Below are 13,562 nucleotides of genomic sequence, written 5' to 3'. Positions count from 1 at the left end.
TAAGAGAGAAGCCCGGCCACGGTGGTCGGGCTTTATTTTTTTTGAACAGTAGGCAAAGAGTAAAAATAAAGGTCATCCGACCGGATGACCTTTACTGCATATAGCTTGTTTGAAGTAGACTTATTCAGCTACTAAACTATTCTCCATCATAAACTCTGCAATTTGCACTGCGTTTGTTGCAGCACCTTTGCGGAGGTTATCAGCAACGATCCACATGTTTAATGTGTTAGGCTGAGACTCATCTCTGCGAAGACGACCTACAAAAACTTCATCGCGTCCGTGCGAGTTGATTGGCATCGGGTAGATGTTATTCTTTGGATCATCCTGCACAATAACGCCAGGTGTTGTTGCCAGTATCGAACGCACTTCGCTCAATTTGAAATCTTCATAGAACTCAACGTTCACAGCTTCAGAGTGACCACCGATAGAAGGAATGCGTACCGTTGTTGAAGTAACACCGATAGAATCATCACCCATGATCTTACGGGTTTCATTCACCATCTTCATTTCCTCTTTAGTATATCCGTTATCGAGGAAAGAATCGATGTGTGGCAGTGCATTCATGTCGATTGGGTGCGGATAAACTTTCGGGCCGTCAATACCTTTACGTTCGTCCATCATCTGTTGTACAGCATCTTTACCAGTTCCGGTTACAGACTGATAGGTCGATACCACAATTCTTTTGATTTTGTACTTCGCATGCAGCGGAGCTAATGCCATTACCATTTGTATAGTAGAGCAATTAGGGTTCGCGATAATGCGATCGTCAATCGTAATTACATGCCCGTTGATTTCAGGAACAACCAGTTTTTTGGTAGGGTCCATTCTCCATGCAGAAGAATTATCAATTACGATCGTGCCTACTTCGGCAAACTTGGGAGCCCACTCAAGTGAAGTGCCGCCACCCGCAGAAAAGATAGCAACGTCCGGAGCAAGCTTAACAGCCTCCTCCATACCTATGATTGTATATTCCTTACCCTTAAACTTTATCTTCTGACCTACCGATTTGGCAGAGGCCACTAAATACAGATCATCAAACTTAAAATCTCTTTCCTCTAATACTTTGAGGATTTCCTGGCCCACCAGTCCGGTGGCACCGACTACTGCGATTTTCATTTTTATTTGTATTTTTAAAGTTAAGGTTCTACAAAATTAATCTATTCCGTTGTGTGCTATGAGAAACATCTCACAAATATTCACATTTTCTATTTTGAAAACGTTTACGAAAAAGACTTTTATAACGTTTTCTATTTTTCTGTATACCCAACAAATGTTCGCTCAACTCTCCGATAATTTTGATGACGGAGATTTTTCGAAAAACCCTGTATGGTCTGGACAAGACATAAAATTTTCTGCAGCCACTAATCAATTAAAATTACAGGCACCTGCAGTAACAGAGGATGCCTATCTTTCCACGAAAAGCGCAGCTATCAACGATGCTTCGTGGGAGTTTTTTGCGCATCTGGGATTTAACCCTTCATCAACAAATTATGCCAGAGTATATCTGGTATCGAGTCAGTCTAATCTGGCGGATACCCTGAAAGGATATTTTGTGATGATTGGCAACACCACTGATGAGATCAGCCTGTATAAACAATCCGGATCCACTCGCACTAAAATTATTGATGGCGCAGATGGAAAGTTAAATCTGCCTATTGTTGATGTCAGGATCAAAGTAACACGCGATGCTGCCGGTAACTGGCAGTTATTTTCTGATGTGGGCTTAACGGGTGCCTATACATTGGAAGGGAGCGCAACCGATGCTACATTCTTTTCATCTTCGTATACCGGTGTTTATTGCAATTACACGGCTACACGCTCGGATAAATTTTCTTTCGATGACTTTGTAGTTACAGGGAAGGCTTATGTGGCCCCTGCTCCACCAACGTATAAAGATGTAATCATCACTGAAATTTTCGCTGATCCCACGCCGCGCGTTGAATTACCGGAAACTGAATTTGTTGAACTACTGAACAGAGGTACTGCTTCATTTAACCTTTCAGGCTGGACACTTTCAGATGGTTCTTCAACAGCAACTATTCCTTCTTATACACTCGCCCCGGGTGAGTATGTAGTTTTAATGGCCACCTCTTCCGTTGCCAATTATAGCAGCCAGCAAAATGTTATCGGATTAAGCTCCTTCCCTTCCTTAAACAACGCAGGTGATGTATTGATGTTAAAATATAGAGGAGGCATTATGATCGACTCTGTTCAGTATTCTGATAGCTGGTATAAGAATGATGATAAAAAATCAGGTGGTTGGTCACTGGAGCTTATTGATCCAAACAATATCTGTGGTGAAGAAAATAACTGGGCCGCTTCCGAGAATAAAGACGGAGGAACGCCCGGCAAGCAGAACTCTGTATATGCTAATAAACCAGATCTCACCGGACCTGCCTTGCTTGCTGCTGTTCCTGTGAGTGATCGCCAACTCATGTTACAGTTCAATGAGAAGTTGCTTAAAGAGATTCCATCAATTGAAAACTTTTACATTGCGCCGGAAGTAACGATCGATAAGATTTCATTTACAGATCAGTCGCTTCGTGCTTTCAATATCTTGTTGTCAACACCGCTTCAGGAGAAGCAACTTTATACTATAAAGCTGAAGAATATCTATGATTGTAATGGCAATAACATTCAAACCGACTATAGCGTGGCCTCATTTGCGTTGCCTCAGAAGGCTGATAGCCTGGATGTATTGATTAACGAAATTCTCTTCAACCCCCGCCCTACGGGCGAAGACTTTCTCGAAATAGTAAACACATCCGATAAATACCTCAACCTTAAAAACTGGTCGGTGGCGACAGTAAAAGATGGTGCTGTTGACAAGGTGTATACCATAACGAACAAAGATTTTTTATTTCAGCCAGGTGCATATTTAGTGTTGACTAAAGATGTGGATATTCTTGCAGGGGAATATCCTCAAACAAAAACAGCAAATGTATTGGAGATGAATACATTTCCATCATGGAATGATGATGCGGGCAATGTTCTTATTATGGATGATCAGAAGAATGCTATTGATTATTTTGCCTATACTAAGAGTATGCATTCCGTATTCATTAAAGATGAAGAGGGTGTTTCGCTCGAACGCATCGCTTTTAGTGAGCCAACGAATGATAGCAACAACTGGAAATCGGCCAGCACAACCAGTGGTTATGCAACACCGGGTTTCATAAATTCAAACACCACTGCAGGATCTGTACTTTCCGGTGAAGAAGTTGTGGTAAGTCCCGAAGTTTTTATTCCTGCCAGCGGAACTCCGAACTTTACGGAGATACAGTATAAATTCAATCAGGGCGGCTACATTGCGAATGTTAATGTGTATGATGCCAATGGTTTGCTGATAAAAAAAGTCGCTAACAATGAACTTCTCGGAACAGAAGGTTTTCTGCGATGGGATGGTGATCGTGATGATGGAACCAAAGCAAGAATCGGATACTACCTCGTATCGTTCGAAGTTTTTAACGCTGCTGGAGTGGTGAAGACTTTTAGAAAGCGTCTTGCTGTAGCAGCAAAATTCTAACTATACTGTTGCTTAATCCTTCAGTTGTTTCAGATATAACTGAATGGTGTTTTCCAAACCATAATAGAGAGCATCGGCTATCAATGCATGCCCGATAGAGACTTCATCGAGGTATGGAATACTTTGCTTTAGAAATTTCAGGTTATGCAAATCGAGGTCGTGGCCAGCATTCAGGCCTATACCGCCCTCCTTTGCTATGCGCGCACTCTCAATATAAGGCTTAACAGCCACTTCCTTGTTCGCCAGAAACTCGCTTGCATAAGGCTCAGTATATAACTCTATCCTGTCAGCACCAAGCGCAATAGCACCTTCGACCATACGAGGCGATGGGTCTACAAATACTGACACACGCACACCCAACGATTTTATCTCTTTACAAATGTCGCGCAGGAGTGTAGCATTTTTCAAAGTGTCCCAACCAGCATTAGATGTAATAGCATCCGGGGCATCGGGCACGAGCGTTGCCTGAGCTGGTTTCACTTCACGGATAATCTTCATATACCGATCGTCCGGATAACCTTCGATGTTAAACTCAGTGGTTACAATATTTTTCAACTGTATAACATCGGTATACCGAATGTGCCGCTCATCAGGGCGTGGATGTACTGTAATGCCTTGCGCGCCAAAGCGCTCACAATCAATTGCTGTCTTGATAACATCCGGATTATTTCCTCCGCGTGCATTCCGGAGTGTTGCAATTTTGTTAATATTGACGCTCAGTTTGGTCATGTGTATAGATAATGCTCAGATAAAAACTGGATGAACTACCAATTGGTTTCGCAAAATAGTATTAAACGTAAAATTCTATGAGCCTCAAACAACAAATTGATAACGACATAAAGAAAGCAATGCTTGCCAAAAATAAAGAAGAGCTGGAGGCACTGCGAAGCATCAAGTCGCTTATTCTATTGGCTGAAACAGAAAAAGGTGGAAGTGGAGATATATCATCCGATACTGAGAACAAACTGTTAGTGAAAGCAGCCAAACAGAGAAAGGAATCAGCGGATATTTTTACCCAGCAGGGAAGGAAAGACCTTGCTGATAAAGAAGTTTTTCAACTTGATATAATAAGCCGTTATCTCCCGAAGCAACTTACAACTGAAGAGGTAGAAGTATCTCTTAAACAAATTATAACCGAAGTGGGTGCAAAAGGACCTCAGGATATGGGTAAGGTAATGGGAGTTGCTACTAAAAAACTGGCGGGCCAGGCTGACGGGAAAATTATTTCTGAACTTGTTAAAAAATTGTTGGCTGGGTAATCCACCGAAATAACTTCGCCAATAAGCTTATATACTCTTTTTCTTAATATAACTAATTTTCGTTAGTTACTCAATGTGCTTTTGCACATTATTGAAAAAACAAAATTTTTCATTCTGATAATTTTTTTTCCTTACTTATCGGCATTAATTCACGGACATGGCCATTCAGATTAAAGAAGAGAACGGATATAAATTCGTAGATGAAGGGAAGGGTGAAACACTTCTGCTGCTCCATGGTTTATTCGGCGCTCTTAGTAACTGGGAAGGTGTTGTAAACCGGTTTTCAAAAAACTTCCGGGTAGTAATACCCATGCTCCCTATTTATGAAATGCCTATCAAAGAAGCAGGGCTTGAAGGCCTGCGCAAATTCCTTGAAGAATTTGTAGCGCTCAAAAACCTCAGGGATATGATCATTATGGGCAACAGCCTCGGTGGGCATATCGCACTGATCTATACATTAAAAAATGGCGACAAGGTTAAGAAGCTGATCTTAACCGGAAGCTCGGGGCTTTTTGAAGACTCTATGGGAGGTTCTTATCCCAAACGTGGAAATTATGAGTACATCAAAGAACGTGTTGCCTACACATTTTATAACCCCGAAGTTGCTTCCAAGGAACTGGTGGATGAAGTTTTTGATATTACGAAGAGTATTCCCAAGTGTATGCGCATTGTAGCCATTGCAAAATCGGCACAACGCCATAATATGGCCGATGAAATTCCGAATATAAAGGCACCAACGTTATTGGTATGGGGTTTGAATGATACCATAACACCACCGATGGTGGCTCATGAGTTTAACAGATTGATTCCAAATTCGACTCTGAAATTCATCGATAAATGTTGTCACGCACCGATGATGGAACATCCTGAAAAATTCAATGAACTGGTCGAGGACTTTTTGGTCCATTAACGTATACAGGTAAAACATAACAACGTGATAGCAGAAGATCTCATTAACCACATGATTCCTCCCTTAAAAGGATCGGATGACGCTCACAAGGCGATCGTGTGGATGGAAGAATTTCGTTGTCAGTACATGCCTGTTGTAGATGAAGGAAAGCTCCTCGGCTTTATATCCGAAGAGATCATTCTGGAAACAAATGATATTGATAGGAACGTACGCGATTTTAATCTTATCGGTCAGCAATGTTACGTTCATCTCGATACACACTTTTATGATATCCTCAAGGTTGCTGCAGACCATAAGCTTCAAATGGTAGCGGTACTTAATGAAGATATGACTTATTTCGGAGTAATCACCGTGCAGGATACATTAACATCTTTCGCACAAACCGCTGCCGTACAAATGCCGGGAGGTATTCTGGTATTATCAATGAACCACATCGACTACTCCCTTACCGAGATCAGCCGACTGGTGGAAGAAAATCATGCAAAAATTCTAAGCAGTATTCTGAAAGAAGATCCGCTCGATCCGGGCAAAATACGATTGACGCTCAAGATCAATCAACAAGATCTTTCCAGAGTAGTTTCAACACTCGAGCGCTTTGGATATAAAGTAATAGGCCGTTATCAGGAAGCAAAACCAATTGCCGGAGAGAAAGATCGTATTGATATGCTGCTCCGCTACCTCGACATTTAGTCTCCTCATAAATTATTTCAGATAGTTGTCAATCCGGTCTATCGATCCCGTTAGTCCTTTATAGGCAAGTGCCTCTTTTGACATACTTCTTAGCGCAGCACGAAGAAAGTATTTTTCATCTTTACTCAGTTCGTCCACTTTATAGAAGTATGTGCGTACCGTAAACAACAATGCGTTTACATGACTGAAGCCAATCAGGTTCTGCCGTTCCACCCGTATATACCACTCGTTGCTTGTAAGGTGTTCTCTTCCCTGCCAGGCAGCCTCATTGCTATGCGATGGTGCTTGCGGGTGATGATTTAACCGGGTATCCGTAGCAATGCCCCAGGCAAAACGTGTAAATGGACTTTTAGCCTGTACAACGCCTTCCAGCATACGCCGATATTGCTCCAGTGTTTTCTCCATACCCGGCACCGGAGCATGTACATCAGGAAAAGGTTTGCCAATCTTATCCTCAGGAGCCCAGTGATTGGGCGAACACAAGTGAACAGCAGAAAGCCAATCGGCTTTTTCGTCTAATTGAAATATAGCGATATCTTCCTGCACCTGGCAGCAGAGTGCATCGAACAACGATGTATAGCGCGGATGATCGATCGTTACCCAATCATCATTCCAGGTAAATTGTTCTTGTGATATGCGGTTGGTAAAAACGTGATCGTTTAAAGCTACGATCATGTCATCCGGGTATTCAATGCTCAGTTGCTTTGCCAGGTATTGATTAATACATTGAATCGTTTCGGTGTGAAGCCGCTGTTCACAGTAATATTTATGAATGTTCTCATTCCGGCAGGCATCTTTATTCCGCCGGTAGAGATCGTACTGGTCATCGATCTGAAACACTTGTGCATCTCGCCCGCTGGCTTTAGCAGTAGACACCAAGCCTGGAGCTGTGCTATATATACCTGAAAGAAAAGGCAGATATTTCATAACCTGCGACAATCAGCCTTACCGTTGTAAAAAAAATCTATTGCAGCCATTTCATCACCAGCTCAACAAACTCCTGCGGCTTTTCTGCCTGTACCCAATGCCCTGTTTCCAAAGTTTCCAAAGTAGCCTGCGGAAATACCTCTTTGATTCGTGTCCAGTCAGCATCCTGTATATACTTTGAGCGTCTGCCCCGAATAAACATCGTGGGCTTATCAAACTTACCGGGGAATTGCAGATCAACACCAATGTTACTCAGCTGCTCAGTAATGAGTGGCAGATTTATTTTCCAGCTAAAGCCATTATCGGGTTTTCGATGCAGATTTTTCAAAAGAAACTGGCGTACATCCGGTTCCGGTACATACGCTGCTAATAATTGATCGGCCTCATTACGCGAAGTGATTGATTCTATGGGTATAGCATTCAGTCCCTTTACAATGGTATAATGCTCAAGATCGTAATATTTCGGAGCAATATCTACAACAATAAGCTTCGATAACTTATCAGGATGCGCCACTGCAAAGTTCATGGCTGTTTTCCCTCCCATAGAGTGGCCGAGAATTACGGGCTTATCAAGTTTGAGATCTTCCAGCAGCTCTTTCAGATCGTTTACCATAGTTATATAATCGAAGCTTTCACTATGATACGACTGTCCGTGGTTAGCCTGATCAACCGTATATACTCTGTAGTTATTATTCGATAAGATACGGGCTTGCGTGAGCCAGTTATCGGAAGAGCCAAAAAGTCCGTGAAGAATAACAATGGTTTGGCGCGCTGCTGACGGATCAACCGGCAAATACTCTCTGAAAAAAAGCTTCATGTAAAATCAAATATGGTTAAAGTATGGGCATCAATCGTTGAAGGGTCAGTCTTAAAATTTGCGTTTATGATTCAAAAATAGAATTACTGACAAAACTTTTTCAATCTAAAAAGATGAACATAAAAATACTGCAAATCGATCCTCATAACTCCGAAATCAAGTAATTCCTGATATATATTTGGGGCCTTTAAATTTTCCAATGGAGCATACACAGGGAATTTACACCATTCAAGGTATTGATGTTCTTGATCTTGCCAAACAATTTGGCACACCGCTTTATGTATATGATGGCGCTCGTATTGAACAGCAGATAGCCAAACTGAAAAATGCGTATGCCGCTGCCGATGTTAAAATTAAATATGCAGCAAAGGCACTTACCAATATTTCTATTCTGAAGCTAATGCGAAAAAATAGTGTGGGTATGGAAGCGGTTTCGCTGGGCGAAGTGCACCTGGCGTTGCGCGCTGGTTATGCTCCATCAGAAATTACATTCACACCTAGCGGAGTTGACTTTAGTGAAATAGAAGAGGCGGTGACCTTGGGTCTTGCTATTAATATCGATAACCTTTCCACATTGCAAAAATTTGGGGCACGATTTGGCAATACCTATCCATGTGGCCTTCGTCTTAACCCCAACATTATGGCGGGCGGGAATATTAAAATTTCCACCGGTCACAGCAATTCCAAGTTTGGAATCTCAGTGCTGCAACTTTCAGAGATACTTGACCTGATGAAGAAATATAGTATACGCATCAGTGGACTACACATTCACACAGGTTCTGATATAAAAGAGACGCAAGCATTTCTGAAAACAGCAGAAGTTTTGTTTGAAGCAGCGAACAGCTTTCCTGACCTCAGGTTTCTTGACTTTGGCAGTGGTTTTAAGGTGGCCTATAAAGAAGGCGATGTTGTTACGGATATACAGGAACTTGGCGCAAAACTCACAAAGGCTTTCAATGAGTTTTGCAACCAGTATGGACGTAAGCTCGAGCTGTGGCTCGAGCCCGGAAAATTTCTGGTGAGCGAGTCAGGTACATTACTGGTGCAGGTAAATGTAGTTAAGCTCACACCCACAGTCACATTTGTTGGGGTAAACTCCGGTCTTAATCACCTGATACGCCCGATGATGTACGATGCCTACCATCACATAGTAAACATATCCAATTCAACAGCACCGGCCAAGAAATATACCGTTGTGGGCTATATCTGTGAGACCGATACTTTTGGCAGCGATCGCGACCTCAATGAAGTGCGCGAAGGCGATATCCTTGCCTTTAAAAATGCCGGAGCTTACGGCTTTTCCATGGCCTCCAATTACAACTCACGCCCAAAACCGGCAGAAGTGCTCATCGTAAACGGGCAGGCAAAACTGATCCGTGAGCGCGAAAAATTTGAAGACCTCTTGAAGGGGCAGATCGAGGTCGATCTGTGATGATGGACCTTTAGAAGTTCGCATTTGTTAAAAAATTCCTAACAAATGTCGGTAACAATACCTTTCCCCTTACGTGACCAACTAATTTGAGAGGGAGTTCGTTATTTTAGCGCGCTGAATTTTTAATCATGCTAAAACGAATATTCCTCGGTCTGCTGCTATTGGCAGCTATAACAGGTTATGCACAGGTTCTTCAGCCTGCCCAACTTGTAGCAGAAACTCCCTCCAAAAGTTATAAAGTTGGTGATGTGGTGGAGTTGGTTTTCAAAGCAACTATCAATAAGAACTGGTATATCTATTCAGTAGGATTTGACCCCGATTGTGGTCCCGTACCAATGTCTGTTACGTTGGAGAAACACCCGAGCTTTGCTCTTGAAGGCGACCTGGTTGCTATAAAAGACAAGACGAAGCATGATAAGATATTCGATTGTGATGTGCGCATCTTCGAGGGCACTGGAGAGTTTCGCCAGAAAATAAAAATACTGGCTCCTGCACTTGTGCTGACGGGTGCCTATGAAGGACAAGTTTGTTCGGAAGTAGAAGGCAAATGCGTATTGTTTAATGGTGACCTTGTATTTGGAGCGATTAAAGTAGAAGGCAAAACGATTGAACGCCCAAATACCATGGTTGAAAATCCGAAGGAAGAAACCGTGTTAACGACACAACAGTTGCCTTCGCCAGTAGTAGATACAATCATTGCTGTAGCAGAGGCAAAACAACCTGCAACTTCTTACGGCGAAATCAAAGGCCCTATACTTGACCCAACACTTGTAAAAGAAGACCCGCGCCAAGAATCTTTTGCGGGTTTCTTTCTGCTGGCTTTTTTAGCTGGTCTGGCAGCGTTACTTACGCCTTGTGTTTTCCCGATGATCCCTATGACGGTGAGCTTCTTTACACAAGGACGCTCTAAAGTTCAAGCGTTGATATACGGATTGTCGATTGTAATTATCTATACATTAATTGGTGCAGCTGTAGCTCCCCTTATGGGACCAGAAACTGCAAACCACCTTTCAACAGAGTGGCTGCCGAACCTGATATTCTTTACTGTATTTATAGTTTTCGGACTTTCATTTCTTGGGCTTTTTGAAATTACCTTACCAGGCACCTTCATTAATAAGGTAGATCAGCAGGCCGAGAAAGGTGGTTTTCTAGGAGTGTTCTTCATGGCTTTTACACTAGTTCTGGTATCATTTTCATGTACCGGTCCGTTGGTGGGAAGTATACTGGTGTCATCTGCCGGTGGCGAATTTCTAAAGCCGATTGTGGGGATGTTTGCATTTTCACTGGCGTTTGCAATACCATTTACCTTATTCGCCTTCTTCCCCGGATGGTTAAGCTCTATGCCGAAGTCTGGCGGATGGTTGAATGCTGTGAAGGTTGTTTTAGGCTTCATTGAAATTGCCCTCGCCTTCAAGTTTCTAAGTATAGCAGACCAGGCGTTTCATTGGGGAATTTTGGATCGTGAAGTGAACATTGCCATCTGGATAGTTATCGTTACACTTATTGGTATATACCTCATGAAAGGTTTCCGTCTATCGGGCGATACAGGTAAAGATGCAGACGACAAACGTGTAAGCATTGTTCGCCTTTCTCTTGCAGCAGTAGCATTTACATTCGTAGTATATCTCATTCCCGGCATGTGGGGAGCTCCACTGAAAGCACTGGCAGGTTATCTGCCTCCCCTGCACACACACGATTTTGATCTGCTGTCGGCAGCGCGTAATTCCAAGGCCAACCAAATTTGTGATGAGCCAAAGTATAGCGAGTTTTTGCATTTGCCCCATGGTATAAAAGGTTACTTCGATTACAAACAGGCTATTACCTGTGCACGTCAGCAGAATAAACCTTTGTTTATTGACTTCACAGGACACGGCTGCACCAACTGCCGTGAGATGGAAGCAGTAGTATGGTCGGATCCGCAAGTGCTCGATAAACTGAAAAATGATTTTGTTGTAGTAGCGCTATATGTAGACGATAAGACCGAATTACCGGAGAGCGATTGGTATACTTCCAGATACGATAAAAAAGTGAAAAAGACCATTGGAAAACAAAATGCTGATCTGCAGATAGCTAATCTTAACAATAACGCGCAGCCATTCTATGTGCTGGTTGGTAAAGATGAGCGCGTGCTTGTGTCACCTTACGGATATGATAAGAAAGTTGATAGCTTTGTGAAGTTCCTGGAAGCGGGAAAGAAAAAATTCAAAGAATTGTATTAACTAAACTGCAATAGATAGAAGGAGATGTATAGCGCATCTCCTTTTTTATTCCTGGTAAGCTCAATTGATAGCATCTTCGAAGAGTTCAACCACAGGCTCTGCTCCAAGTTTTACCGATACTATATCAAACCGGATGTGCCCCTGCCAGTCGGTGGAGAAAATAAACTCTTCAGCAGCTTCATAAATTTTGTTGATCTTCCGTGAATCCACAAATTCCTCCGGTTCACCAAACTCGGCAGAACTCCTGGCTTTTACTTCAACAAAGATTAACCAGTCGCCTCGCTTTACAATCAAATCAATCTCGGCATGTTTGTGGCGGTAATTCCGCGCTACGATCTCAAATCCTTTGGCTATTAGAAAATCTGCGGCAAGCTGCTCGCCCTTTTTTCCTTTTTTAATCTTACTGCTCACAACGGTTGTAGGTGTGTTTGTTAATTCCTGGTGTGAAGGCGGTGAAAGTGAGAATGAGTGTGAGAAAAGCACTTCGTGCTTTGTGGTTATATCGTATCTTTGAATACCAAATTACGACTATGTCTATTACCAAAAAATATATCGAAGGATTTACCCGTCAGTTGTCGGATGCGCTGAAGATCGGGCAATCGTTAGATCTCGATCGCCCCGGTAGCGATATACGCAATGTTGTTATTGCCGGCATGGGTTCGTCTGGTATAGGTGCTAACCTTGTGGAGTCGCTTACCTTTGGCCGTATACCCATCCCCATCACTGTTTGCAAGAGCTATAACATTCCCCAGTTTGTTAGTCCGCATACATTATTCATAGCCTGCTCCTATAGTGGTGATTCGGAGGAAACCGTTTCAGCCCTGAACAAAGCTTTATTGAAGCGTGCCCAGGTAATCGCTATTGCCTCGGGTGGTAAACTTCTGGATATCTGCAGAGAATATAATCTTCAGTATATACAGCTTCCTTCCGGGTCAGACAGCCCTCGGGCCATGTTGCCCTATAACTTGATTGCATTGCTGTATGTATTGTATCATACCAACCTGATCGGTGCGGCCTTTATTAAAGAAACCGAGAATGCTATCGAGTTCCTGGACCGAGGTGAGAAAGGAATCCAGTCGGAAGCCGAACTCATTGCTAAAAAACTGAGAGGCAAGCTTCCGGTTATTTACTGCGACAGCCGATTATATGCCATGGCACTTCGGTTTCAGCAGCAATTGAATGAAAATGCCAAACAACTGGCGCACACCAATACATTCCCCGAGATCAATCACAATGAAATTGCAGGCTGGTGCTACCCGGAAGCGTTAATGCCAATGCTGCAGGCTGTATATCTTTATTCCGATCATGATCATGAGCGTGTTGAGAAACGAATGGAGATCTCACGCGACCTTCTCGAGAAAAATTCCAAACCGGTGATTGATATCATCGGAGAAGGAGCATCGCTGCTGGAACAATATTATTACCTGATACATCTTACAGACTGGATTTCTTATTACCTGGCCAAAGAGAACGGTGTAGAGCCGGAAGCAAATGACTCGATAACGTACTTGCGAACTGAGCTGGAGAAGCAGAAGTAAGAAACTTGTTTTCAGGGACTTTCGTTGTAACTTTAAAACAATAACGCGTATGAAAGCACCCATCAGCAAACGCACCCGGAAAATCCTGGAGAATCCGCAGTTAGCCAAACAGCTGATGTTAGCCATCATTGCCGATCGCATGGTAGAGCGCTCCCAGCTCACGGAAGAAGAACGCCCTACTATAAAAGTTGACGGAGAAGAATTGAAACTCGTCAGGCTGAAGGCGATCGATAAGAAATAACGA

General features: G+C 42.8%; 13 protein-coding genes. 8 read left to right on the top strand and 5 right to left on the bottom strand.

Features of this window, described 5'->3' with window-relative positions:
- Nucleotides 1–120: 120 nt before the first annotated feature.
- Nucleotides 121–1,116: an aspartate-semialdehyde dehydrogenase gene (locus V7Q33_RS00185; RefSeq protein ID WP_331974903.1), complete on the bottom strand. Its 996-nt coding sequence runs from the start codon at nt 1,114–1,116 to the stop codon at nt 121–123.
- Between the two features lie 154 nt (nt 1,117–1,270).
- On the opposite strand from V7Q33_RS00185, the gene V7Q33_RS00180 reads away from it, so the two are divergent.
- Complete coding sequence (locus tag V7Q33_RS00180; protein WP_333818527.1) at nt 1,271–3,526, top strand: lamin tail domain-containing protein; 2,256 nt, start codon at nt 1,271–1,273, stop codon at nt 3,524–3,526.
- A 12-nt stretch (nt 3,527–3,538) separates the two neighbouring features.
- On the opposite strand, the gene V7Q33_RS00175 is transcribed toward V7Q33_RS00180, so the two are convergent.
- Nucleotides 3,539–4,255 carry a pyridoxine 5'-phosphate synthase gene (locus V7Q33_RS00175; protein ID WP_333818526.1) on the bottom strand — a complete coding sequence of 239 codons (717 nt, stop codon included), beginning with the start codon at nt 4,253–4,255 and terminating at the stop codon, nt 3,539–3,541.
- 77 nt (nt 4,256–4,332) lie between these two features.
- Between V7Q33_RS00175 and V7Q33_RS00170 the strand changes: the two genes are divergently transcribed.
- From V7Q33_RS00170 to V7Q33_RS00160, 3 genes are all read left to right on the top strand, one after another.
- Nucleotides 4,333–4,785 carry a GatB/YqeY domain-containing protein gene (locus V7Q33_RS00170; RefSeq protein ID WP_331974897.1) on the top strand — a complete coding sequence of 151 codons (453 nt, stop codon included), beginning with the start codon at nt 4,333–4,335 and terminating at the stop codon, nt 4,783–4,785.
- 157 nt (nt 4,786–4,942) lie between these two features.
- On the top strand, nt 4,943–5,695 hold the full coding sequence (locus V7Q33_RS00165) for an alpha/beta fold hydrolase (RefSeq protein ID WP_331974895.1): 753 nt from the start codon (nt 4,943–4,945) through the stop codon (nt 5,693–5,695).
- 51 nt (nt 5,696–5,746) lie between these two features.
- Nucleotides 5,747–6,385 (top strand): CBS domain-containing protein, encoded by a 639-nt coding sequence (locus V7Q33_RS00160; RefSeq protein ID WP_442945875.1) that lies wholly within the window; start codon nt 5,747–5,749, stop codon nt 6,383–6,385.
- A 12-nt stretch (nt 6,386–6,397) separates the two neighbouring features.
- On the opposite strand, the gene V7Q33_RS00155 is transcribed toward V7Q33_RS00160, so the two are convergent.
- On the bottom strand, nt 6,398–7,312 hold the full coding sequence (locus V7Q33_RS00155; RefSeq protein WP_333818525.1) for a heme-dependent oxidative N-demethylase subunit alpha family protein: 915 nt from the start codon (nt 7,310–7,312) through the stop codon (nt 6,398–6,400).
- Nucleotides 7,313–7,349: 37 nt separating this feature from the next.
- Entirely contained in the window at nt 7,350–8,129 is a 780-nt protein-coding gene (locus tag V7Q33_RS00150; RefSeq protein ID WP_331974889.1) for an alpha/beta fold hydrolase, read from the bottom strand.
- A 199-nt stretch (nt 8,130–8,328) separates the two neighbouring features.
- Here V7Q33_RS00150 and lysA point away from each other — a divergent pair, with 199 nt between their 5' ends.
- The gene (lysA, locus tag V7Q33_RS00145; RefSeq protein WP_333818522.1) at nt 8,329–9,561 is read left to right on the top strand and encodes a diaminopimelate decarboxylase; all 1,233 of its coding nucleotides are present in this window, start codon (nt 8,329–8,331) and stop codon (nt 9,559–9,561) included.
- Between the two features lie 128 nt (nt 9,562–9,689).
- A complete protein-coding gene (locus V7Q33_RS00140) occupies nt 9,690–11,780 on the top strand; it encodes a protein-disulfide reductase DsbD family protein (RefSeq protein ID WP_333818520.1) in 2,091 nt (696 codons plus the stop codon).
- Between the two features lie 60 nt (nt 11,781–11,840).
- Here V7Q33_RS00140 and V7Q33_RS00135 read toward each other — a convergent pair whose 3' ends face one another.
- Entirely contained in the window at nt 11,841–12,263 is a 423-nt protein-coding gene (locus tag V7Q33_RS00135; RefSeq protein ID WP_331974883.1) for a YraN family protein, read from the bottom strand.
- A gap of 47 nt (nt 12,264–12,310) precedes the next feature.
- On the opposite strand from V7Q33_RS00135, the gene V7Q33_RS00130 reads away from it, so the two are divergent.
- Together V7Q33_RS00130 and V7Q33_RS00125 are read left to right on the top strand one after the other, a co-directional pair.
- Nucleotides 12,311–13,318: a bifunctional phosphoglucose/phosphomannose isomerase gene (locus V7Q33_RS00130; protein ID WP_333818519.1), complete on the top strand. Its 1,008-nt coding sequence runs from the start codon at nt 12,311–12,313 to the stop codon at nt 13,316–13,318.
- A 49-nt stretch (nt 13,319–13,367) separates the two neighbouring features.
- Nucleotides 13,368–13,559, top strand: coding sequence for a hypothetical protein (locus V7Q33_RS00125; RefSeq protein ID WP_331974879.1), 192 nt, complete (start codon nt 13,368–13,370; stop codon nt 13,557–13,559).
- Nucleotides 13,560–13,562: the final 3 nt, after the last annotated feature.

The sequence above is a fragment of the Ohtaekwangia sp. genome (assembly GCF_036786105.1).
Lineage (GTDB): Bacteria > Bacteroidota > Bacteroidia > Cytophagales > Cyclobacteriaceae > Ohtaekwangia.
The sequence above is the reverse complement of the archived record's forward strand: the minus strand, read 5'-3'. Positions and strand labels throughout refer to the sequence as shown.

What these genes read in the sequence shown, in the direction of transcription:
- V7Q33_RS00185 (WP_331974903.1), bottom strand. Translation starts at nt 1,116, where the DNA reads ATGAAAATCGCAGTAGTCGGTGCCACCGGACTGGTGGGCCAGGAAATC.
- V7Q33_RS00180 (WP_333818527.1), top strand. Translation starts at nt 1,271, where the DNA reads ATGTTCGCTCAACTCTCCGATAATTTTGATGACGGAGATTTTTCGAAA.
- V7Q33_RS00175 (WP_333818526.1), bottom strand. Translation starts at nt 4,255, where the DNA reads ATGACCAAACTGAGCGTCAATATTAACAAAATTGCAACACTCCGGAAT.
- V7Q33_RS00170 (WP_331974897.1), top strand. Translation starts at nt 4,333, where the DNA reads ATGAGCCTCAAACAACAAATTGATAACGACATAAAGAAAGCAATGCTT.
- V7Q33_RS00165 (WP_331974895.1), top strand. Translation starts at nt 4,943, where the DNA reads ATGGCCATTCAGATTAAAGAAGAGAACGGATATAAATTCGTAGATGAA.
- V7Q33_RS00160 (WP_442945875.1), top strand. Translation starts at nt 5,747, where the DNA reads ATGATTCCTCCCTTAAAAGGATCGGATGACGCTCACAAGGCGATCGTG.
- V7Q33_RS00155 (WP_333818525.1), bottom strand. Translation starts at nt 7,312, where the DNA reads ATGAAATATCTGCCTTTTCTTTCAGGTATATATAGCACAGCTCCAGGC.
- V7Q33_RS00150 (WP_331974889.1), bottom strand. Translation starts at nt 8,129, where the DNA reads ATGAAGCTTTTTTTCAGAGAGTATTTGCCGGTTGATCCGTCAGCAGCG.
- lysA (WP_333818522.1), top strand. Translation starts at nt 8,329, where the DNA reads ATGGAGCATACACAGGGAATTTACACCATTCAAGGTATTGATGTTCTT.
- V7Q33_RS00140 (WP_333818520.1), top strand. Translation starts at nt 9,690, where the DNA reads ATGCTAAAACGAATATTCCTCGGTCTGCTGCTATTGGCAGCTATAACA.
- V7Q33_RS00130 (WP_333818519.1), top strand. Translation starts at nt 12,311, where the DNA reads ATGTCTATTACCAAAAAATATATCGAAGGATTTACCCGTCAGTTGTCG.
- V7Q33_RS00125 (WP_331974879.1), top strand. Translation starts at nt 13,368, where the DNA reads ATGAAAGCACCCATCAGCAAACGCACCCGGAAAATCCTGGAGAATCCG.